Genomic DNA, 21,778 nt, shown 5'->3' on the forward strand with positions numbered 1-21,778 from the left:
GCCACCTCTCAACTTCGCATTGCAGGCGCGCCAGCGACCCGGTGCGCAGCGCAATCGCAGCAAGCTCAAAAGGCCTGCACCGACAATCCGTCGGCGCGCCTTGCTCGATTGACCGCTTCCCGGCCCTGCCCGCAGCGCCTGTCTAGCCGATCTAGGAAACCTTAATGGACCGAGTGCGAAACCTTCTGGAGCAGATCCAGAACCGTCTTGAAGAACTGAACAAGGCGGAACGTAAAGTCGCCGAAGTCATCCTGCTCAACCCGCAGCAGGCGACTCGCTTCAGCATCGCCGCCCTGGCCCAGGCTGCCTCGGTCAGCGAACCGACGGTCAATCGCTTCTGCCGCTCCTTTGGCGTCAGCGGCTACCCGGAACTCAAGCTGCAACTGGCCCAGAGCCTGGCCAGCGGTGCGGCCTATGTCAGCCGTGCCGTGGAGGCCGACGACAACCCAGAGGCCTACACGCAAAAGATTTTCGGCAGCGCCATCGCCTCCCTGGACAGCGCCTGCCAGGCCCTGGACCCGAACCTGATCAGCAAGGCCGTGGACTTGTTGATCCAGGCCCGGCAGATCCACTTCTTCGGTCTCGGCGCCTCGGCCCCGGTGGCCCTGGACGCCCAGCACAAGTTCTTCCGCTTCAACCTCGCCGTCACCGCCCACGCCGATGTGCTGATGCAACGGATGATCGCGTCGGTGGCTCATACCGGCGAATTGTTCGTGATCATTTCCTACACCGGCCGCACCCGCGAACTGGTGGAAGTGGCGCGTATCGCACGGGAAAACGGCGCCTCGGTGCTGGGGCTGACCGCAGAAAACTCGCCACTGGCCAAGGCCAGCACCTTGAGCCTGAACATCCCGCTACCGGAAGACACCGACATCTACATGCCGATGACCTCACGGATCATCCAGCTCACCGTGCTCGACGTGCTGGCCACCGGCATGACCCTGCGCCGCGGCGTGGATTTCCAGCCACACCTGCGCAAGATCAAGGAAAGCCTCAACGCCAGCCGCTACCCGGTGGGCGACGAGTTCAACTGAAGCCGGGCCGGTTCGCCGGCCAGCCGGCTCCCTACCCCGCAGCGCGCGCCTGCAAGCTCAGGTGCGCTTGCTCCCCGGGCGCCAGGCGCAGGCTGTCGGTGCCACCCACAGCCGCTTCGACACAGACGAACCGCGACACCTCATTCCAGCTCACCCCCAGCAGCGGCCGGGTGCCGGGGTGCCAGACCACGGTGTCGGCATGGTCACCGGTATCGATGCACAACTCGCGCTGCCAGGCGTGATCCTTGAGCTGCAACTCACCCTCGTGCTGGAACACCCGCTGGCAACCGCCCTCGACCCGCAACTCGCCCTGCTGCTGGCAGACCTGACGGTTCAACTGGTCATAACCCTGGGCGCCATCGAGCCCAGACAGCGCTATCTCGCCGACATCACCAATACGCCAGTAGGCGTGCAGAGCCTGGCTCAACTGGCAGGGTTCGGTGTCCTGGTGCTCGGTGCTCAGGCGCAGGTCCATGCTCTGGCCCAGGTGCGCATGCAGGTCGACCTTCCAGTCGCACAACTGCAATTGCCAGTGCAGGCGCACGCCCTCTTCATCACTGCTGCTGTCCAGCAGCTTCCAGTCCAGCAGCCGCGCCCAGCCATGGGAAGGCCAGGCATTTTCGCTGGGATGGCGACCATACCAGGGCCAGCACACAGGCACTCCGCCACGGATCGCCCCCACCTGCGGCCACTTCGCCGCACACCACAGCCAGGGCTTTTGTCCGGCCGGTTGGAAGTGCAGCAACTGGGCACCCTGACGACTGAACACGGCCTGGCACAGCGGGTGATCGATCACCAGCACGTCACGCAGTTGATAACGCTCCCAGGCAAACACCGGGCGCTCGCGCAAGGATCTGAAAAAGCGTTGTAGCGGATGCTCATGCATGGGCCGCAGTCCTGAAAATCAATGCTGTCTCGCTACTCATGAGGGGGGCGCCGGCCCGACAAAAAAAAGCGGACGGCCCAGGCCATCCGCAAAATGCGCACAGAGAGAAGGAGCTTATCGCAACGGCCTTAGAACACCGACTGAATTTTCAGGCCGGCCACCAGCGCGTTGTCGACTTCATCCACACCACCCGGGTGGGTGATGTATTGCAGGTTGGGGCGCACGGTCAGCCAGTTGGTGACGTGGAAGCCGTAGTTGATCTCGTAGTTGTATTCGGTGTCGCGCAGCGGCATGTACAGCGGGTTGTCGTAGTTGCTGATGCCGTTGTCCTCGTTGATCAGCTGGGCGTTCTTGCGCACATCGTCGTTGACGTGGATCCGAGCAAAACCGATGCCGACGTCATCTTTGGGACGCGCATCGAACGGCCCCTTGTACACGAACATCAGCGACTGGTAGTTGTCGACGACGTTGGTGTCCTTGTCGTGGAAGGTGGCGTTGGCGGCGATGTTCAGGCCCCGGGAAGCATCACCGTTGTGCGTGGTGAGTTGCTGCTGCCCGACGAACCAGTAGCCGTGCTTGCTGTTGTGCACGCGATAGGCATCGCCGGTGTCCGCGGCATCCTGACCATTGACGTCCTTGCGCACATCATTGGCATCGGCCGTGCTCTTGTAGTAACCGACGCGGTACTCGCCCGGCAGGCTGTTGAGCTTGGGCGACCAGACCAGTTCCACGGGCAATACGGTGCCCTTGGTGCCGCTGCCGCTGAGCTTGAAGCCGTTGCCGTGCTCCAGTTGCGACGGGTTCTGGTTGTAGGCGCCGATTTGCGCATACAGCTCGGGGGTGATGTTGTACTTGATTCGCAGCGCCGCCTGGCTGACCGGCCAGTTGTACCAGATGCCGGTGGCCCAGTTGCCCACCTGGGAGCCGCAGAACGCCAGGTTCTGGAAGTCGCAGGGGAAGGTGTTGAAGTCTTCGCCTTCGCCGAAGTAGCCGGCCTTGACGTCCAGCTTGCCGTCGAGGAACTGGTGCTGAACCCACAACTGGGTCAAGCGGACCATGTGCCCCCGGCCATAGACCTCCTGGGAGGAGCTCAAGGTGCCGGCACGCGGGTCGCCGATGCGGTCGTTGGAGATGTTCTGGCCGTTACGGTTGGTCAGCTGGATCTTGGCCTGGGTGTTGTCCCAGCCCAAAAGCTTCTGCAGGTCGAACGCCACGCCCAGGCCGAACTGGTCGCTGTAGCGCCCGGTCTTGTCGTCGTTGTAACCACCATGCAGGTTGGCGCCCATTTCACCGACGTAGTCGGCCTTGATGTCGATCCCCTGCTCGATCAGCTTGGTGCGCTCGCCGCCCCAGTCGCCGGTCATCCATTTCGAATCGGCGCTGAACGCCTCATCGGCCATGGCATTGCCGGACAGGACCAGGGCCGCCACCGCCGACAACTGGCAGAGCAATCGGGTGTTGCTGTGTTGCTTTTTCATCCCTACATCCTCGTCTTTATTGTTATTAACGATTTATCCAACGCGGTTTACAGCAATGGCGACGGATGACAGGCCATCCGTCACGGATTCAGCGGCCCTTGAACTGCGCCACATTGCCGCCCCGGGCCTCTGTCACCGGTGCCCCGGCGGCGCCCAGGCGTTCACCGCTCTGGGCGTCGAACAACAGCACCCGGGCCGGATCGAACTGCAGTGTCAGGGTTTCCCCGGCCTCGGGGGCCTGGTCCGGTGCCAGGCGGCAGCAGACCTTGGTGCCATTGAGCGTGACGAACACCAGGGTGTCGGGGCCGGTGGGCTCGATCACCTGGACCTCGGCACGAATGGTCGGCAGGCCGTTGGCCTCGCCCGCGGCCAGGGCGATCTGTTCCGGGCGAATGCCGAGGATCACCTCACGGTCTTCCAGCCCGGCATCCTGGGGCCCCAGGGGCAGCTCGCAGCGAGCCTGGCCACTGTCCAGCAGGGCCAGCAGGCGGCCGTCCTTGCGCTGCAGGCGCAGGGGGATGAAGTTCATCGGTGGCGAACCGATGAAGCTGGCCACGAACAGGTTGGCCGGGTCGTTGTAGATCTGCTTCGGGGTGCCGAACTGCTGGATGATCCCGTCCTTCATCACCGCCACCTTGTCACCCAGGGTCATGGCTTCGATCTGGTCGTGGGTGACATAGACCGTGGTGGTTTTCAGACGCTGGTGCATCAGCTTCATTTCTGTGCGCATCTCCACCCGCAGCTTGGCGTCGAGGTTGGACAGCGGCTCGTCAAACAGATAGATCTTCGGCCGCCGGGCCAGGGCCCGGCCCATGGCCACCCGTTGCTGCTGGCCACCGGAGAGCTGGCCCGGCTTGCGGGTGAGCAGGTGCTCGATCTGCAGCAGCTTGGCCACCCGCGCCACTTCCGCGTCGATCTCGGCGGCGGGCATCTTGCGGATCTTCAGGCCGAAGGCGATGTTGTCGCGCACGCTCATGGTCGGGTACAGCGCGTAGGACTGGAACACCATGGCGATGTCACGATCCTTGGGGCTCATGCCGCTGATGTCGGCGTCGTCCACCAGGATCGCCCCGCCACTGATGTTCTCAAGGCCCGCGATGCAGTTCATCAGGGTGGATTTGCCGCAGCCGGATGGGCCGACGAGGATCAGGAATTCACCGTCATCGATCTTCAGCTCGATGTTCTTCAGGGTGTCCGGCAGGCCGGCACCGTAGGTCTTGTTGACGTTGCGTAATTCGAGAGTTGCCATGCCTTACCCCTTGACCGCGCCGGACGTCAGCCCGCGCAGGAAATACTTGCCGGCGAAGATGTAGACCAGCAGTGTCGGCAGCCCGGCGATCATCGCCGCTGCCATATCAACGTTGTATTCCTTGGTCCCGGTGCTGGTGTTGACCAGGTTGTTCAGGGCCACGGTGATCGGTTGCGCGTCGCCACTGGCGAACACCACGCCGAAGAGGAAATCGTTCCAGATCTGGGTGAACTGCCAGATCAGGCAGACCATGATGATCGGCACCGACATCGGCAGCAGGATCTTGCCGAAGATGGTGAAGAACCCGGCACCGTCCAGGCGCGCAGCCTTGACCAGCGCATCCGGCACGCTCACGTAGTAGTTGCGAAAGAACAAAGTGGTGAAGGCCAGCCCGTAGACCACGTGCACCAGCACCAGGCCGGTGGTGGTGTTGGCCAGGCCGAACTTGCCCAGGGTGAACGAAGCCGGCAGCAGCACGGTCTGGAACGGCAGGAAGCAGCCGAACAGCAGCAGGCCGAAGAACAGCTGGGAGCCGCGAAAGCGCCACATCGACAGCACGTAGCCGTTCATTGCACCGATGAAGGTGGAGATCAGCACCGCCGGCACGGTGATCTTCACCGAGTTCCAGAAGTAGCCACCGACAGTGTCCCAGGCCTTGATCCAGCCGATGCCGTCCACCACCTGTGGCCAGCTCAAAAGGTTGCCGGTGCGGATATCCTCCGGGGTCTTGAAGCTGGTGAGCAGCATCACCACCAGCGGTATCAGGTACACCGCCGCCGCCAGCAGCAGGGTGGCGTAGATGGCGATCCGGCTGAAGTTCAGGGTCGGCTTGGCGAGGGAGTTAGTCATGGCGCTTGCCTCGCAGTTCGGAGTACAGGTAAGGCACCAGGATGGTCAGTACGGCCCCCAGCATCAGCATGGCGCTGGCCGAACCTATGCCCATCTGGCCGCGGCTGAAGGTGAAGGAATACATGAACATCGCCGGCAGGTCGGAGGAATAGCCCGGGCCGCCCGCGGTCATCGCCGCCACCAGGTCGAAGCTCTTGATGGCGATGTGGGCGAGGATCATGAAGGCACTGAAGAACACCGGCCGCAGGCTCGGCAGGACAATCTTCAGGTAGATGGTCGGCAGGCTCGCGCCGTCCACCTGGGCGGCGCGGATGATCGACTGGTCGACACCCCGCAGGCCGGCGAGGAACATCGCCATGACAAAGCCCGAGGCCTGCCACACCGCAGCGATCACCAGGCAGTACACCACCCGGTCCTGATCCACCAGCCAGTCCAGGCGAAAGCCTTCCCAGCCCCAGTCGCGAAGCATCTTGTCCAGGCCCAGGCCGGGGTTGAGCAACCACTTCCAGGCGGTACCGGTGACGATCATCGACAGCGCCATGGGGTACAGGTACACGGTGCGGATAAAGCCTTCCTTGCGGATGCGCTGGTCCAGCAGCACCGCGAGGAACACTCCCAGCACCAGGCTGATGGCGATGAACATGCCGCCGAAGACCGCGAGGTTCTTGCTCGCCACCCACCAGCGGTCGTTGTCCATCAAGCGCAGGTATTGCTGCAGGCCGACCCACTTGTAGCTCGGCATGAAGCTGGAATTGGTAAAGGACAGAATGAACGTCCAGATGATGTAGCCGTAGAAACCCACCAGCACGATCACCATGCTCGGTGCCAGCACCAGCTTGGGTAGCCAGCGCTGCAATGCATCTAACGGTGAGGCTTTGCTGAAAACCGCCACAGAGCTCATCGGAATAACCCAGTCAGGAGTGAATCCGGGCTGCACACCGTCGCTGCATGGGCCGGGGCACAGGCAGGGCGGCGACAGTCACGGGTGAGCCGCCGGCGTACCGGCGGCGGGGTTCAAGGATTACTGCGCGGCCTTGACCGCCGAAGCCAGCTGCGCACTGGCCTTGGCCGGGTCCGCATCCTTGTCGTTCATGAAGTTGGTCACCACGTCGAAGATCGCGCCCTGCACCGCCAGGGAAGTGGCCATGTTGTGCGCCATGCTCGGCTGCAGGCCGCCGGTCTTCTCGTCTGCCAGGAAGTCCTTGGCCGACGCCTGGGCGCAGGAGTCGAAGCCCTCGGCGCTCATGTCGTTGAGCATGTCGGTACGCACCGGGATCGAACCCTTGTTGATGCTGAAGACTTTCTGGAAGTCCTTGCCCAGGGCGACCTTGGCCAGGTCCTGCTGGGCAGCGATATCGCCCTTGCGGTCGGCCTTGAGCTTGAACACCGCCAGGGAGTCGATGTTGTAGGTGAAGGCCTTGTCGGTACCCGGGAACGGTACGCACTGGTAGTCCTTGCCGGCGACCTTCTTGGCCGCGGTCCACTCGCTCTTGGCCCAGTCGCCCATCATCTGCATGCCGGCCTTGCCGCCGATCACGTCGGCTGCGGCAATGTTCCAGTCACGCCCGGCACGGTTGGGGTCCATGTAGCCGGTGATCTTCTTCAGCTCGGTGAAGGCCTTGGCCATTTCCGGGCCGGAGAGGGTTTTCTGGTCCAGGTCCACCAGGGCTTTCTTGTAGCCCTCCGGGCCCATGACCGAGAGCACCACGTCTTCGAACACGGTGCTGTCCTGCCACGGCTGGCCACCGTGGGCCAGGGCGATGAAGCCGGCGGCCTTGAGCTTGTCGCCGGCGGCATAGAATTCTTCGAGGGTGGTCGGAGCCTTGTCGATCCCGGCTTTCTTGAACACGGCAGGGTTGATCCACAGCCAGTTGACCCGGTGGATGTTCACCGGCACCGCCACGTAGTCACCTTCGTACTTGACGGTATTGGCCACCTTGGGCGACAGCAGGCCGTCCCAGTTCTCGGCCTTGGCCACGTCCTTGAGGGTATCGGTGCTAAGCAGGCCGGTGCTGCCCCATTCCTGGATGTCCGGGCCCTTGATCTGCGCCACACCCGGCGGGTTGCCGGCCACGGCGCGGCTTTTGAGCACGGTCATGGCAGTGGAACCGCCACCGCCGGCCACGGCGCCGTCCTTCCAGGTGAAACCGTCTTTTTCCACTTGGGCCTTGAGCACATCGACGGCGGCTTTTTCACCACCCGAAGTCCACCAGTGGACGACTTCCACGGAACCTTTGGAGTCGGCGGCGAGGGCACTCAGGGGAAACAGAGAGGCAAGGGAAATGACAGTGGCGAGGCGAGAAATCGCATTCATTTGAAGTACCTTTCTTGTTGTTATGCATGCAAGTCTGGTGCTTGCGCTGCAAACGAGTCTAAACAGCCTAGTCGATCATTCGAGTAACGAAGCGATGGGGAAATGTCACCACATGGTTACACAAGGCCCGGAACAGACACCTGGGCCAATGCCGAAGCCATGCTCGGGGCCAACGGCAGGCGCGGGATCAGCACCGCCTGCCAGGCGTGATAGAGGTCCGGCTTGCCGCCCCAGATCCGGGCTGACGGCTGGTTGTCCGGGCCCAGTTCGTGGTGCCAGCTACCGTGCCTGCGGTCGATGAAATGGGCCTCGCAGAATTCCCAGAAACAGCGGTACCAGGCCTCGTACTGGGCCTGGCCGGTGCGTTTGAGCAAGGCGCTGGCGGCGGCGCTGGCCTCGGCGTGGGTCCAGTGCAGGCGCTCGCGCACCACTGGCTGGTGGTCCCAGTCCAGGGTGTAGACCATGCCCGGGGCGCCATCGACGCTCCAGCCATGGCGGCAGTTGCTTTCGAACAGCTTCTGCGCGTCCTGCACCAGCCAGCCGGGGGTCAGCATGCCGGCCTTCACCCGCGAAGCCTCCAGGTGCAGCAACAGCCGCGCCCATTCGAAGCCGTGTCCCGGGGTGGTGCCAAAGGGCCGGAAACCGTCGGCGGGAAAGGCCCGGTTGTAGTCACGAAGTGGTTGCCAGGCGAGGTCGAAATGCTCGATCACCATGAAGTCGTTGGCCGCCGCCTGAGTGTGGATCACCCGCTCGACGATCCGCAGGGCGCGGGTCAGCCAGCGTGAGTCCTGGGTGACATCGGCCAGGGCCAGGAACGCCTCGGTGGCGTGCATGTTGCTGTTGGCACCGCGATAGGCTTCCGGCTGACTCCAGTCGCAGTTGAAAGACTCGCGCAGCGCGCCCTCCTCCTCGCTCCAGAAATGCCGGTCGATGATGGCGATGGCCTCCTCCAGCAAACGCTCGGCGCCGGGACGTTGGGCCACCACCGCGGAGCTGGCCGCCAGAGCGACAAAGGCATGCAGGTAGGCGGCCTTGGTGCTGTTGCCGTCGGCCTGCCCGGCCACGGCGAACCAGCCGCCGTGCTCGGCATCACGCAAGGGCCCGCCGAGGGCGGCGATGCCGTGGTCCACCAGAGCGGCATAACCCGGCAGGCCCTGGATATGGGCCATGGCGAAGCTGTGGGTCATGCGCGCGGTGTTCATGGTTTCGGCCTGGGCGCCGCTGGGCAGGCGGCCCTGTTCATCGAGGTTGCCAAAGCCCGCGGGGAGCCGTGAGGCCTTGGCAAAATCCAGCAGGCGCAGGCCTTCGGCGGCGAGCCAGGCCTGATGTGCAGGGGCATTCAGCCAACTGCTGAATGGCAGGGAGAGAGCGTCCATGGGTGACCTGTTGTTGTTTTTATCGAAGGCTTGAGTCTAATCAAGCCGCCTGCGACCGCAGGTAACAAAGGACCAGCGCAATGTCACCAAACCGTGACATTGCACCTTGAGCCCTGTGGTGCCCTTGAGGACGCCTTCGCTGGCAAGCCAGTTCCTCCACAAGCCAGCGCTTACAACGGCCGGCAGGTCAGTCGAAGGTCCGGGGCAGGTACAGGGTTACGCGCAGGCCGCCTTCGCGCAGGTTCTGCAGGCTGACTTCGCCGCCATGGCTGTGGGCGATGTTGCGGGCAATCCCCAGGCCCAGGCCGTAGCCCTGCTGCTGGCCAGCAAGACGGAAGTGCGGCTCGAAGACTTGCTCCAGGCGCTGCTCCGGTACGCCGGGGCCTTCGTCGTCGACATGCAGGACAAAGCCGCTGTCGTCGTCTTCGATGTGCAGGTGAGCGTTCTGTCCGTACTTCAGGGCATTGTCGATCAGGTTGCCCATGCAGCGCTTGAGCGCCAGGGGCTTGCCCGGGTAGCTGGCCAGGGCCCGGCCCTGTTGGGTCACGCGGCCATTGCCGTTGGGTGCCAGATAAGGCTCTACCAGGCAGTCGAGTACCTGATTGAGGTCCACCGGCTCGATGTTCTCGTGGATGTCGGTGTCCTTGACGCACTGCAGCGCGCCCTTGACCAGCAACTCCAGTTCATCTAGGTCGCGCCCGAACTTGGCCTGCAGTTGCTCGTCCTCCAGCAATTCCACCCGCAGGCGCAAGCGGGTGATGGGGGTGCGCAGGTCGTGGGAGATGGCGCTGAACAGCTGGCTGCGCTCGGTCAGGTAGCGGCTGATGCGCTCGCGCATGCTGTTGAAGGCCCGGCCCACCTCCACCACTTCACTTCCGCCGCCCTCCGCTACCGGCTCGACGTCGGCCCCCAGGGACATGTCCCGCGCCGCCCGGGCCAGGCGCTTGAGGGGCCGGCTCTGCCAATGCACCAACAGGCCGATGAACAACAGCAGAAAACCGCTGGTGAGCAGGATGAACCACACCTGCTGTGCCGGCAGGCCCTGTTCTTCCAGGCTGGTATAGGGCTCGGGCAACAGCGAGGCGATGTACAGCCACTCTCCCGGCGCCATCTGGATCTGGGTCACCAGCACCGGCGGGTTTACCGGTTCCAGGGTCAGGGCGTAATGGGCCCAGGAGCGCGGCAATTCGTCGAGCTTGAGGCCGCCATTGAAGATCCGCAGGTCATCGGGGCTGACGAAGGTCACGGAGATATCCGCGTCATTGCCCAGGGACTGGCGCAACACCTGCTCCACGGCTTGCAACACCGCTTCTTTGCGCGGGGTGGCGGGCAGCACCTGCATGCCCAGGGGCTTGTCGTTCAGGGTCACGACAAACCGCGTACCGCCCATGCTGCGCAACTGGTCCAGCACCAGGGGCCGGTACGCCACCGGCAACGAACGCAGGTAACTGACGCTGGCGGTCATCGAGTGGGCCAGGCTGCGGGCGCTGGTCACCAGCCCTTCGAGTTGAGTGGCGCGCAGCTGGGAAACCCAGATCACGCTGGACAGCGCCTGGGCGAACAGCACCGCCAGCAGGGTCAAAAGCAGCATCCGCCCCAGCAGGGAACGGGGCACCGGCAGGCGCCGCAGCACTTTGCGCAATGCCTCAGTGGCCACTGCCGGCAACCACATTGGCTGCCAATTGATAGCCACTGCCGCGCACGGTACGAATCAGCCGCGGCGGCTTTTCGGTGTCACGCAGACGCTGGCGCAGGCGGCTCACCGCCATGTCGACGATGCGATCCAGGGGCATCAGGTCACGCCCGCGGGTGGCATTGCCGATGGTGTCGCGATCGAGGATTTCCTGGGGATGGTCGAGAAACAGCTTGAGCAGAGCGAAGTCGGCGCCGGAAAGAATCACCTCCTCGCCATCGTTGTGGAACAGCCGGTGGCTGATCACATCCAGGCGCCATTCGTCGAAGCACAGCACCTCGCCGACAACCCGCTCCTGGGTGAACTGCACGCGCCGCAGCAGGGCCTTGATCCGCGCCTGCAGCTCCCGGGGGCTGAAAGGCTTGCCCAGGTAGTCGTCGGCGCCCAGCTCCAGGCCGATGACCCGATCGGCCTCGTCGGAGCTGGCGGTCAGCATGATGATCGGCACCTGGCTGCGCTTGGGATGCTGGCGGATCCAGCGGCACAGGCTGAAGCCGTCTTCGTCCGGCAGCATCACATCGAGGATCACCAGGTCGCTGGGCGCCTCGTTGAGGGCCAGGCGAAAGCCGGCCCCGTCGGCGGTGCTGCGCACCTGGAAGCCGCAGCGGCTGAGATAGGTTTCCAGCAGCTCGCGAATTTCCTGATCGTCGTCAACCAACAAAATCGACTTACTGACTGAACTCACCGGGGCCGTCCTTATTGTTAGGCAGGGTGCGCGATTATGCCTGATGCCGGGTCGCCTGCCAGGGCGGCGTCAGCCCTGGGCCTGCTCCAGGGCCACGCCGGCACCGGTGAGCCCGGAATAGGGCGCGGTCACCAGCCACACCGGGATGCCCTTGAAGTAATCGCTCATGCAACCCTTGTCGGCAAAGCTCTTGGCAAAGCCGCTGTGGATGAAGAAATCGGCAAAGCGCGGAATCACCCCACCGACGATGTACACCCCGCCACGCCCCCCGGTGGTCAGCACGTTGTTGCCCGCCACCCGGCCCAGCCAGCAGCTGAACTGCTCCAGCACTTCCCGGGCGATCGGGTCGCCGGCCAGGCCGGCCGCGGTGATGGCCTCCGGAGTCTCGAGCCGCGGCTCATGACCGTCCACTGCGCAGATCGCCCGGTACACCCGGGGCAGGCCGCCACCGCTGAGGGCGGTCTCGGCGCTGACATGGCCGATCTCGTCGTGAATGTGCTGCCAGAGCTGGGTTTCCCGCGCACTGCTCAAGGGCAGGTCGACATGCCCGCCCTCTCCCGGCAAGGCCATGTAACGACCGTCGCCGAAGTTCAGCAGGGTGCCCACCCCGAGGCCCGTGCCCGGGCCGATCACCACGGCCGGGCGCAAGGGCTCGGCAACGCCTTCGCAGACCACGCGAAATTCATCCGGCTGCAGGCGGGTCATGCCCAGGGCCATGGCCGAGAAGTCGTTGACCAACAGCAGTTGGTCCACCTGCAACGCCTGGCAGAAAGCCTGGCGGCTCAGGCGCCAGTGGTTGTTGGTGAAGCGAAACTCATCGCCGCTGACCGGGCCGGCCACCGACAGGCACACCGAACCTATGGCACCCAGGGCCAGCCCCTGGTTTCGCAGGTAGGCTTTGATGGCGTCTTCCGGGCAGCTGTAGTCCGCGGTGGCGTGGACTTCGATCGCCTCCAGTTGTTGGTCTTTCCACAACGCGAAGCGCGCGTTGGTGCCACCGATATCACCGACCAGGGCCAGTTTCACTTGAGCGTCTCCAGGGCAGAGGTAAAGGCGCTGGCGCCCTGCTCTGCCGAGCTGAAGGCCATGCGCATGAAGGCGAAGAGTTCGCGGCCGGTGCCAACGTTGTTGCCCAGCAGGCCCTTGGCCGGCTCCCGGGCGGCGAATTCTGCGGCGTCTACCTTAAGCTCCAGGGTGCCCTTGACGCCATCCACGCGGATGATATCGCCGTCCAGCACCCGGGCCAGCGCGCCACCCACCTGGGCTTCGGGGCTGACATGGATCGCTGCCGGAATCTTGCCCGAAGCGCCGGACATGCGCCCGTCGGTGACCAGCGCCACCTTGAAGCCGCGGTCCTGCAGCACCCCGAGGAAGGGGGTCATCTTGTGCAGCTCGGGCATGCCGTTCGAGCGCGGGCCCTGGAAGCGCATCACCGCGACGAAGTCCTTCTCCAGCAGGCCGGCCTTGAAGGCATCGGCCAGGTCCTGCTGGTCCTGGAACACCACGGCCGGGGCCTCGACGATCTGGTGCTCCGGGGCCACGGCGGAAACCTTCATCACGCCGCGACCGAGATTGCCTTCCATGACCCGCAAGCCGCCCTCCGCAGAGAACGCCCGGGCCACCGGGCGCAGGATGTTTTCGTCCAGGCTTTCGATCGGGCCGTCGCGCCACACCAGCTTGCCGTTGTCCAGGAAGGGTTCCTGGGTATAGCGGCTCAGGCCGCGGCCGGCCACGGTATTGACGTCTTCGTGGAGCAGGCCGGCTTCCAGCAGCTCGCGGATCAGGAACGACATGCCGCCCGCCGCCTGGAAGTGGTTGATATCGGCCTTGCCGTTTGGATAGACGTGGGACAGGGTCGGCACCACCTCGGAGAGGTCGGCCATGTCCTGCCAGGTCAGCTGGATGCCCGCCGCCTGGGCGATGGCCGGCATGTGCAGGGTGTGGTTGGTGGAGCCGCCCGTGGCGTGCAGGGCAACGATGGAGTTGACCAGCACGCGCTCGTCGACGATCTCGCCAATCGGCATGAAGGCCCCGCTCTGCTTGGTCAGGCGCGTGACCTGCTGCGCCGCCTCATGGGTCAGGGCATCGCGCAGCGGCGTATTGGGGTTGACGAAAGAGGCGCCCGGCAGGTGCAAGCCCATGACTTCCATCAGCAACTGGTTGGTGTTGGCGGTGCCGTAGAAGGTGCAGGTGCCGGGGCTGTGGTAGGACTTCATTTCCGACTCCAGCAGTTCCTCGCGGCTGGCCTTGCCTTCGGCGTAACGCTGGCGCACGTCAGCTTTCTGCTTGTTGGAAATGCCCGAGACCATGGGCCCGCCCGGAACGAAGATGGTCGGCAGGTGACCGAAGCGCAGGGCGCCCATCATCAACCCCGGGACAATCTTGTCGCAGATCCCCAGCATCAGCGCGGCATCGAACATGTTGTGAGAGAGGGCCACCGCCGTAGACAGGGCGATCACTTCACGGCTCGGCAGGCTCAGTTCCATGCCGGCCTCGCCCTGGGTCACGCCATCGCACATGGCCGGGGTGCCGCCGGCGAACTGGCCCACCGAGCCGATCTCGCGCAGGGCGCGCTTGATCTGCTCGGGGAACACCTCGTAAGGCTGGTGCGCCGACAACATGTCGTTATATGACGAAACAATTGCCACGTTGGCCGCATTCATCATCCGCAGGTTGTGCTTGTCGTCGGTGCCACAACCGGCCACGCCGTGGGCGAAGTTCGCACATTGCAGCTTGCCCCGCTGCGGGCCGTCGCTGGCGGCATCGCGGATCAGCGCGAGATAGGCCTGGCGAGTGGCGCGACTACGGGCGATAAGCCGTTCGGTGACCTCAAGAACGCGGGGATGCATGTGTAGAACTCCAGGCTAACGGATGTGGCGACCTGTTTGTCTATGCTGATCAGACGCGCCACCGCTCAGGGACAGCGGAGGATGTTTCTGACCATTTGGACCAGTTGATTCAGGTCACTCGTTGTAGATAAGACAAAATATTGCCACTAAAAAGGCTTGTTTTCTATTTCTATGCGAATAATCTTGTAATTCCAACAACAAATTCAACGACAGGCGTTTGCACATGACTCTTCGAATCGCAATCAATGGTTTTGGCCGTATCGGCCGTAACGTCCTGCGCGCACTTTATACCCAAGGCTATCGCCAGGATCTGCAGATCGTCGCTATCAACGATCTCGGAGACAGCGCTATCAATGCCCACCTGCTGAAATACGACACCGTGCACGGTACTTTCGACGCCCAAGTCGAACACGATCAGGAAAGCCTCACCGTGAATGGCGACCGGATTGCCGTCAGCGCCATCCGCAACCCGGCCGAACTGCCCTGGGCCGCGGAGAAGATCGACGTGGTGTTCGAATGCACCGGCCTGTTCACCGACCGCGCCAAGGCTGCCGCCCATCTGACCGCCGGTGCCCGCAAGGTCATCATCTCGGCCCCGGCCAAGGGCGCCGACGCCACCGTGGTCTACGGGGTCAACCACGACATCCTGCGCCAGTCGCACCAGATCATCTCCAACGCCTCGTGCACCACCAACTGCCTGGCGCCAGTGGCCCAGGTACTGCACCGCGAGCTGGGCATCGACAACGGCCTGATGACCACCATCCACGCCTACACCAACGACCAGAACCTCACCGACGTCTACCACAGCGACCCCTATCGCGCCCGTTCGGCCACCCAGAACATGATCCCGAGCAAGACCGGCGCTGCCGAAGCGGTGGGCCTGGTGCTGCCGGAGCTGGCTGGCAAGCTGACCGGCATGGCCGTGCGAGTACCGGTGATCAACGTGTCCCTGGTGGACCTGACGGTGACCCTCAAGCGCGACACCACCGCCGAAGAGGTCAATGCGTTGCTCAAGAGCGCCAGCCAGCACTCGACGATCCTCGGCTACAACACCCTGCCGCTGGTCTCCAGCGACTTCAACCACAATCCGCTGTCGTCGATCTTCGACGCCAACCACACCAAGGTCAGCGGTGGCCGGTTGCTCAAGGTGCTGGCCTGGTACGACAACGAGTGGGGTTTCTCCAACCGCATGCTGGATAACTGCCTGGCCCTGTGCAACGCGGAATAAAACGGATATTCGTCGATGATCGGTATCAGTTTCACCCACAAGACCATGGCCGCGCGCAAGCGCATCGCCCTGGTCGCCCATGACCACTGCAAGGCGTTCCTGCTGGAGTGGGCCGGGCGGCAAAAGGCGCGCCTGGCCGAGCACGAGCTGGTTGCCACCGGTACCACCGGCCTGTTGCTGAGCAAGCACCTGGGGCTGCCGGTGGAAAGCATGATCAGCGGCCCCCTGGGCGGCGATCAGCAACTGGGGGCGCAGATTGCCGAGCAACGGGTCGACCTGCTGGTGTTCTTCTGGGACCCCTTCGAACCCCAGCCCCATGATCCGGACATCAAGGCCCTGTTGCGGGTAGCGGCGGTATGGAACATTCCGGTGGCCTGCAACGAGTGCAGCGCCGACTACCTGCTCAGCAGCCCGCTGATGAACCAGGCCCATGAGCACCGGATTCCCGACTATCAGGCCTACCTGGCCGGCCGAGGATAATTCACGCAAGGCTTGACCATTGACGTAGATGACAATCATTATCATCTGCTGAAAAAATGGATCAGGCCTTGCTGTGAGTCAATCGCACTTCAACCACGTCTTCCTCACCCAACGCATTTCTCTGCTGCGAACGCTGGAGCGGATGGTCAACAACCACAGCACCGCCGAAGACCTGCTGCAGGAAACCTACCTGCGCGTGACCCGGGCCCTGAGCGAGCGGCCGATCACGCACCTTGAACCCTTTGTCTTCCAGACCGCGCGCAACCTCGCCCTGGATCACCTGCGGGCCCGGCGCATCCAGGGCCGCACCCTGCTCGAAGACGTACCGCCGGAGGTGGTGGAGAATGTCGCCGCGCCCGTCAGCAGTGCCGAAGACGCGGCCCACGCCGAGCAGATGCTGGAACGCCTGAACCTCAGCCTCGGCCAGCTCAGCCCGCGCCAGCAGCAGATCTTCATCCTCAGCCGCCTGCACGGCCACAGTTACCAGGAGATCGCCGATGAGCTCGGGGTTTCACTGAGCACGGTGCAAAAGGAATTGAAACTGATCATGGCCATCTGCATCGGCGTCGCCGAACGTCTCGACGGCCAGTGAGTCTCAACCGCTGAGCAGAATGACTGCGGCAGCCCCGAGCCTTTGTTAACCTTGGCCGGCTTTCGCTCTCTCTTGAAAAAACAGCCGCGCACAGACGCAGCCGAGGAACACCCGTGACGGATTTTCACAGCGCCGAGCCGCCCACCCCTGCCGGCCCGCACTCAAGCACCCTGGCTATGGATCAGGCACTGGATTGGCTGATCGAGCTGGAACATCCGAACGAGGAACAAGTGCGCCAGTTTCATCAGTGGCTGGCGGCTTCACCGCTCAACGCCCAGGCCTTCGAAAAGGCCCAGGCGATCTGGAATGGCCCGCAAGTGGCGCAATGCGCCCTGACCCTGGCAGCGCCACCGAAAGTCTCGCGCCTGGCGCGCCTGCGCCCCCACTGGAAACCCCTGGCCACCGCCGCGGTGCTGCTGCTCGGATTATTCAGCTTCAGCAACCTGCCGCTGCGCCTGCAGGCCGACCACCTGACCCAGGTCGGCGAGCGCCAGCGCCTGCAGCTCGAAGACGGTTCCAAGGTGCTGCTCAACACCAACTCGGCCTTTTCCAGCGACATCAACGATCACCAGCGCGTGGCCCGGCTGTACCAGGGCGAAGCCTTCTTCGAGATCCCCGGCAATCGCGGCCTGCCCCTGGAACTGGACGCCGGCCCGGTCAAGGCCAGCGTGCGCGACACCACCTTTGCCGTGCGCTACCTGGACGGCGTGGCACAAGTCCAGGTGCAGCGCGGTGACATCGACCTGCGCGCCACCCACGCCGACCAGCGCCTGCGCCTGCGCGCCGGGGAAAGCGTGCGGGTCGGGCCCCAGGGTTTCGACCAGCCGGCCAGGCTCGACGCCGACAAGGAACTGGCCTGGGTCCAGGGCCGCCTGGTGTTCGAGAACTGCCCCCTGAGCCAGGTCCTGGCCGAACTGCGGCGCTATTACCCAGGCTGGATCGTCAACAACAACGAACACCTGGCAAAGGTCGCGGTAACCGGCAACTACCGCCTGGATCAGCCTCTGGATGTGGTGCGTTCCCTGGCCCACATCACTTCGGCACGGCTTTCCGAGTTCCCGGCACTAGTGATTCTCAACTGAGAACAATTATTTTTACGCGATCTCTACGGGTCGTACGTCTCGTTATAGCCAATGCAACTGATTCGCATTTTGAATGTGTATCTGCACCTATAAAAGTTTCGTGCGACCCGGAGCGCTCTCGATGTCCCCTCGCCTCAACAGCCGATCCCCTGTTCCCTGTGCCCGCCTGCAAAACTGCACCCTGTCGCTGCTGACCGCAGCCATCCTGCTGGCCGGCGCCCACGCTGCCCCCGTGATGGCCGCCGATGCCCCGGCATCCTCCAGCCAGCGCATGGGCAACTACAACTTCGCTATCGCCCAGCAGCCGCTGGTATCGGCGCTCAACGCCTTTACTGCGGTCACCGGCTGGCAAGTGGGCCTGCCGGCGGAGCTGGGCAGCGGGGTGTCCTCCCCGGGCGTGCGCGGTTCGCTGCCACCGGAAAAGGCCCTGGATCGGCTGCTCAGCGGCACCAACCTGAGCTACCGCAAGCTGGGCAACAACAACATCGTTCTGGAAAAGCGCAGCGCAGCCAATGTGGTGAACCTGCAGCAGGTGACCATCAGCGCCACCCGTCAGGAGCAGGACATCAACTCGGTGCCCAGCACCGTGAGCGTGCACACCCGGGAAGAACTCGACCGCCAGAACGTCAACACAATCAAGGAACTGGTGCGCTATGAACCCGGAGTTTCGGTAGGCGGTGCAGGCCAGCGTGCCGGTATCAGCGGCTACAACATCCGTGGTATCGACAGCGACCGGATCCTCACCCAGGTGGACGGCGTGGAAGTGCCGGATCACTTCTTCAGCGGCCCTTATGCCAAGACCAACCGTAACTACGTCGACCCGGAAATCGTCAAGCGCGTGGAAATCCTGCGCGGTCCTGCCTCGGTGCTCTACGGCAGCAGCGCCATCGGTGGCGCCGTCAGTTACTACACTCTGGACGCCGACGACATCATCAAGCCCGGCGAGGATTTTGGCGCGCGCCTGAAGACCGGCTACAGCTCGGCGGACGAAAGCTGGCTGAAATCCGGCACCTTCGCCGGGCGGGTCGGCGAATTCGACGGTCTGTTGCACCTGAGCCAGCGTGACGGCCATGAGACCGAGTCCTATGGCAGCAACAACGGCACCGGCCTGAACCGCACTGCCGCCAACCCGGAAGACGCCCGGACCACCAACGTACTGGCCAAGCTCGGCTGGAACTATGCGGACGACGCACGCCTGGGCCTGACCTACGAAAAGTACAAGGACGACCGCGACACCAATCAGAAAAGCGCGGTGGGCGGCCTGTTCCTCAATGGCGTTGGCCAGAACTGGTATCGCTCGCGCGTCGGCAACGACACCATCACCCGCGAACGCTTCGGCCTGGAAAACAGCTTTGCCCTGGAGTCGCCGATCGCCGACCAGATCAAGTGGAGCCTGAACTACCAGATCGCCAAGACCGACCAGACCACCTCCGAGCGCTACAACCCGGTGTCGATCTTCAGCCCGGTGGCGCGTGACGTGCAGCGTGAGCGGAAAACCCTGTACCAGGAAAAACAATGGGTGTTCGACGCTCAGCTGGACAAGGCCTTCGCCCTGGGTGAAACCGATCACCAGTTGACCTACGGCACCACTCTCAAGCAGCAGAAGGTCACGGGCTCGCGCTATGGTACCGCCAGTTGCCTGGCCGTCGGTGCCGGCTGTACCGCGATTGGCGCGCCGAGCCCTTCTGCCGGTGACAGCGTGAAGAAGTCCAGCGACTTCCCGGACCCGACCATCAACACCTACAGCCTGTTCGTCCAGGACCAGATCAGCTGGAACGCCTGGACCTTCACTCCGGGCCTGCGCTACGACTACACCCGGCTCAAGCCCAAGCTGACCCAGGAGTTTCTCAACGTTGCCAACTCAACGGGCGCCTTCCCGGTCAGCGACGATGAAAAGACCTGGCACCGCGTATCGCCCAAGTTCGGCCTGACCTACGCCTTTGACGAGCATTACACCGGTTACGGCCAATACTCCGAAGGCTTCCGTACCCCCTCGGCCAAGGCGCTCTACGGCCGCTTCGAAAACCTCGCGGGCGGCTATGTAGTGGAGCCCAACTCCAACCTCAAGCCGGAAACGAGCAAGAGCTACGAAACCGGCCTGCGCGGCAACTTCGACGCGGGCTCCTTCGACGTCTCGGTGTTCTACAACCAGTACCGCGACTTCATCAACGAAGACGCCATTACTGCCGGGGCACTGTTGTCGGTCATCCAGAGCAACAACATCAAGCACGCCACCATCAAGGGCGCGGAAGCCAAGGGCCGCCTCAACCTCGACGCCTTCGGTGCTCCACAAGGGCTGTACAGCATCGGCTCGGTGGCCTACGCATACGGTCGCAACAACGACAACGGCGAACCGATCAACAGCGTCAACCCGCTCAAAGGCGTGTTCGGCCTGGGCTATGACCAGGACAACTACGGCGCCCTGCTGAGCTGGACCCTGGTCAAGCGCAAGGACCGGGTCGACGACAGTACCTTCAAGGCTCCGGACGGGCGCGTTACCAGCAGCCAGTTCAAATCCCCGGGCTTCGGCATTCTCGACCTCAGCGGCTTCTACAAGGTCACCGATGACCTGACCGTGAACGCCGGCCTGTACAACCTGACCGACAAGAAATACTGGAACTGGGACGACGTGCGCGGCTACGACAGCGTCGGCGAAGCCGGCCAGACCGCACCCGCCAACCTCGACCGCCTGACCCAGCCCGGCCGCAACTTCTCGGTCAACCTGGTGTGGGATATCTGACGCCTGGACACCTCACTGCCCTTTTTCATCCAGGGCAGTGAGGATTTTTTACTGTGTCGCGTCTTCTTGTTCGTCTAGTCACTAAGTGCCTCTCATTCTCAAGGACATCTGCATGACCTCCCAGGATTCCTCCCAGCGTCACCACCTGCGCTCCCAACGCCTGAACCAGATCACCCACGAGCCTCATTCCAAGCTCGACGCCCTGGTCAAGGCCCATGCGCCCTTCGAAACCCAAGGTGCATTCGCCCGTTTCGTGGTGGCCCAGTACCTGTTCCAGTCGGAACTGGTGGACCTGTACAACGATGCCGAACTGAACAAGATCGTCCCGGACCTGGCCGAGCGCTGCCGCGCCGAAGCTGCCAAGGCTGACCTGGCCGACCTGGAAACCGAGGTTCCTGCACCAGTGGCCGGTGCCGTCAGCAACCCGAGCCAGGCCGAAGCCCTGGGCTGGATCTTCGTCTCCGAGGGCTCCAAGCTGGGTGCCGCGTTCCTGATCAAGCGTGCCGTGGGCCTGGGCCTGAGCGAAACCTTCGGTGCCCGTCACCTGGGCGAACCGGCCGGTGGCCGCGCCGAAGGCTGGAAAACCTTCACCCGCATCCTCGACGGCCTGGAGTTCACCGCCGAAGAAGAAGCCGCGGCGGAAAAAGGTGCCCTGGATGCCTTCAACCGCTTCACCGTGCTGCTGGAACAGGCTTACTCCGGCGCCGCACAACCGGCCTGACCCGCGTAGTTGCGGGCAGGTGGCGCGCCAAGGCGTGCCCCTGCCCGCAGCGGTATTTTGTCGGCCGGCGGCATTCGCGGATTGAGCCGTACGACGCGTTACCTCATCATCGAAACCATGACCCCCACTCGCCCCTCCTCGTCGAAGATTTCCCGCCTGCTGTTTGGCGCGCTGGCCTATGTCAGCCTGGCCATCGGCCTGATCGCCATCGTCGTACCCGGCCTGCCGACCACCGAGTTCATCCTGCTGGCTGCCTGGGCCGCCACCAAGAGCTCGCCACGGCTAAGCGCCTGGATGGAGAACCATCGCCTGTTCGGGCCTATCCTATGCAACTGGCGCAACGGCCGGATCGTCAGCCGCAAGGCCAAGATCAGCGCCACGGTCAGCATGCTGCTGTGTGCCGGGCTGATGCTGACCCTGCTCAACCATCACTGGACGATGTATGCCGCCATTGCCGGCATGACCCTGGGCAACCTGTGGATCTGGTCACGCCCCGAAGCCCTGCCGCAGGCCTCCTGACCT

The 21,778-nt window shown here is 63.7% G+C and carries 19 protein-coding genes; 8 read left to right on the forward strand and 11 right to left on the reverse strand.

The window, feature by feature from the left end; translation table 11 throughout:
* Positions 1-173: 173 nt before the first annotated feature.
* On the forward strand, positions 174-1,034 hold the full coding sequence (locus ACUXVH_RS18275) for a MurR/RpiR family transcriptional regulator (RefSeq protein ID WP_169892262.1): 861 nt from the start codon (positions 174-176) through the stop codon (positions 1,032-1,034).
* A 31-nt stretch (positions 1,035-1,065) separates the two neighbouring features.
* Here ACUXVH_RS18275 and ACUXVH_RS18280 read toward each other — a convergent pair whose 3' ends face one another.
* The 11 genes from ACUXVH_RS18280 to edd all read right to left on the reverse strand — a co-directional run bounded on the left by ACUXVH_RS18280 (position 1,066) and on the right by edd (position 14,413).
* Complete coding sequence (locus ACUXVH_RS18280; RefSeq protein ID WP_019094568.1) at positions 1,066-1,920, reverse strand: D-hexose-6-phosphate mutarotase; 855 nt, start codon at positions 1,918-1,920, stop codon at positions 1,066-1,068.
* Positions 1,921-2,048: 128 nt separating this feature from the next.
* Entirely contained in the window at positions 2,049-3,398 is a 1,350-nt protein-coding gene (locus ACUXVH_RS18285; RefSeq protein ID WP_047288671.1) for a carbohydrate porin, read from the reverse strand.
* A gap of 88 nt (positions 3,399-3,486) precedes the next feature.
* A complete protein-coding gene (locus ACUXVH_RS18290; RefSeq protein WP_015636741.1) occupies positions 3,487-4,647 on the reverse strand; it encodes an ABC transporter ATP-binding protein in 1,161 nt (386 codons plus the stop codon).
* Positions 4,648-4,650: 3 nt separating this feature from the next.
* Positions 4,651-5,496, reverse strand: a complete 846-nt coding sequence (locus ACUXVH_RS18295) for a carbohydrate ABC transporter permease (RefSeq protein ID WP_065365378.1) — start codon at positions 5,494-5,496, stop codon at positions 4,651-4,653.
* On the reverse strand, positions 5,489-6,397 hold the full coding sequence (locus ACUXVH_RS18300) for a carbohydrate ABC transporter permease (protein ID WP_011062870.1): 909 nt from the start codon (positions 6,395-6,397) through the stop codon (positions 5,489-5,491). Before ACUXVH_RS18300 ends, ACUXVH_RS18295 begins: the two co-directional genes overlap by 8 nt.
* A 120-nt stretch (positions 6,398-6,517) precedes the next feature.
* A complete protein-coding gene (locus tag ACUXVH_RS18305) occupies positions 6,518-7,810 on the reverse strand; it encodes an ABC transporter substrate-binding protein (protein WP_011062871.1) in 1,293 nt (430 codons plus the stop codon).
* A gap of 116 nt (positions 7,811-7,926) precedes the next feature.
* Positions 7,927-9,186 (reverse strand): D-mannose isomerase, encoded by a 1,260-nt coding sequence (locus ACUXVH_RS18310; protein ID WP_015636742.1) that lies wholly within the window; start codon positions 9,184-9,186, stop codon positions 7,927-7,929.
* Between the two features lie 187 nt (positions 9,187-9,373).
* Positions 9,374-10,843 (reverse strand): ATP-binding protein, encoded by a 1,470-nt coding sequence (locus tag ACUXVH_RS18315; RefSeq protein ID WP_019094564.1) that lies wholly within the window; start codon positions 10,841-10,843, stop codon positions 9,374-9,376.
* Positions 10,833-11,564, reverse strand: a complete 732-nt coding sequence (locus ACUXVH_RS18320; RefSeq protein ID WP_011062874.1) for a response regulator — start codon at positions 11,562-11,564, stop codon at positions 10,833-10,835. The genes ACUXVH_RS18315 and ACUXVH_RS18320 overlap by 11 nt, the downstream gene beginning before the upstream one ends.
* Before the next feature lie 69 nt (positions 11,565-11,633).
* The gene (locus ACUXVH_RS18325; RefSeq protein ID WP_065365377.1) at positions 11,634-12,590 is read right to left on the reverse strand and encodes a glucokinase; all 957 of its coding nucleotides are present in this window, start codon (positions 12,588-12,590) and stop codon (positions 11,634-11,636) included.
* A complete protein-coding gene (gene edd, locus ACUXVH_RS18330; protein WP_011062876.1) occupies positions 12,587-14,413 on the reverse strand; it encodes a phosphogluconate dehydratase in 1,827 nt (608 codons plus the stop codon). Before edd ends, ACUXVH_RS18325 begins: the two co-directional genes overlap by 4 nt.
* A gap of 223 nt (positions 14,414-14,636) precedes the next feature.
* Between edd and gap the strand changes: the two genes are divergently transcribed.
* From gap to ACUXVH_RS18365, 7 genes are all read left to right on the forward strand, one after another.
* Positions 14,637-15,641, forward strand: a complete 1,005-nt coding sequence (gene gap, locus ACUXVH_RS18335; RefSeq protein ID WP_011062877.1) for a type I glyceraldehyde-3-phosphate dehydrogenase — start codon at positions 14,637-14,639, stop codon at positions 15,639-15,641.
* A gap of 15 nt (positions 15,642-15,656) precedes the next feature.
* A complete protein-coding gene (locus tag ACUXVH_RS18340; RefSeq protein ID WP_011062878.1) occupies positions 15,657-16,121 on the forward strand; it encodes a methylglyoxal synthase in 465 nt (154 codons plus the stop codon).
* Between the two features lie 73 nt (positions 16,122-16,194).
* The gene (locus tag ACUXVH_RS18345; RefSeq protein WP_011062879.1) at positions 16,195-16,713 is read left to right on the forward strand and encodes an RNA polymerase sigma factor; all 519 of its coding nucleotides are present in this window, start codon (positions 16,195-16,197) and stop codon (positions 16,711-16,713) included.
* A gap of 113 nt (positions 16,714-16,826) precedes the next feature.
* The gene (locus tag ACUXVH_RS18350) at positions 16,827-17,795 is read left to right on the forward strand and encodes a FecR family protein (RefSeq protein ID WP_011062880.1); all 969 of its coding nucleotides are present in this window, start codon (positions 16,827-16,829) and stop codon (positions 17,793-17,795) included.
* A 121-nt stretch (positions 17,796-17,916) separates the two neighbouring features.
* Complete coding sequence (locus ACUXVH_RS18355) at positions 17,917-20,535, forward strand: TonB-dependent receptor (protein WP_019094562.1); 2,619 nt, start codon at positions 17,917-17,919, stop codon at positions 20,533-20,535.
* A gap of 112 nt (positions 20,536-20,647) precedes the next feature.
* Entirely contained in the window at positions 20,648-21,256 is a 609-nt protein-coding gene (locus tag ACUXVH_RS18360; RefSeq protein WP_011062882.1) for a biliverdin-producing heme oxygenase, read from the forward strand.
* A gap of 117 nt (positions 21,257-21,373) precedes the next feature.
* Positions 21,374-21,775: a YbaN family protein gene (locus ACUXVH_RS18365; protein ID WP_053153419.1), complete on the forward strand. Its 402-nt coding sequence runs from the start codon at positions 21,374-21,376 to the stop codon at positions 21,773-21,775.
* Positions 21,776-21,778 lie beyond the last annotated feature (3 nt).

Source organism: Pseudomonas sp. 8(2025) (genome assembly GCF_052665325.1).

Excerpts from the sequence above, each read along its gene's own strand:
- ACUXVH_RS18365 (WP_053153419.1), top strand. The coding sequence starts at position 21,374 with ATGACCCCCACTCGCCCCTCCTCGTCGAAGATTTCCCGCCTGCTGTTT.
- gap (WP_011062877.1), top strand. The coding sequence starts at position 14,637 with ATGACTCTTCGAATCGCAATCAATGGTTTTGGCCGTATCGGCCGTAAC.
- ACUXVH_RS18360 (WP_011062882.1), top strand. The coding sequence starts at position 20,648 with ATGACCTCCCAGGATTCCTCCCAGCGTCACCACCTGCGCTCCCAACGC.
- edd (WP_011062876.1), bottom strand. The coding sequence starts at position 14,413 with ATGCATCCCCGCGTTCTTGAGGTCACCGAACGGCTTATCGCCCGTAGT.
- ACUXVH_RS18300 (WP_011062870.1), bottom strand. The coding sequence starts at position 6,397 with ATGAGCTCTGTGGCGGTTTTCAGCAAAGCCTCACCGTTAGATGCATTG.
- ACUXVH_RS18290 (WP_015636741.1), bottom strand. The coding sequence starts at position 4,647 with ATGGCAACTCTCGAATTACGCAACGTCAACAAGACCTACGGTGCCGGC.
- ACUXVH_RS18310 (WP_015636742.1), bottom strand. The coding sequence starts at position 9,186 with ATGGACGCTCTCTCCCTGCCATTCAGCAGTTGGCTGAATGCCCCTGCA.
- ACUXVH_RS18295 (WP_065365378.1), bottom strand. The coding sequence starts at position 5,496 with ATGACTAACTCCCTCGCCAAGCCGACCCTGAACTTCAGCCGGATCGCC.
- ACUXVH_RS18285 (WP_047288671.1), bottom strand. The coding sequence starts at position 3,398 with ATGAAAAAGCAACACAGCAACACCCGATTGCTCTGCCAGTTGTCGGCG.
- ACUXVH_RS18340 (WP_011062878.1), top strand. The coding sequence starts at position 15,657 with ATGATCGGTATCAGTTTCACCCACAAGACCATGGCCGCGCGCAAGCGC.
- ACUXVH_RS18305 (WP_011062871.1), bottom strand. The coding sequence starts at position 7,810 with ATGAATGCGATTTCTCGCCTCGCCACTGTCATTTCCCTTGCCTCTCTG.
- ACUXVH_RS18355 (WP_019094562.1), top strand. The coding sequence starts at position 17,917 with ATGTCCCCTCGCCTCAACAGCCGATCCCCTGTTCCCTGTGCCCGCCTG.
- ACUXVH_RS18280 (WP_019094568.1), bottom strand. The coding sequence starts at position 1,920 with ATGCATGAGCATCCGCTACAACGCTTTTTCAGATCCTTGCGCGAGCGC.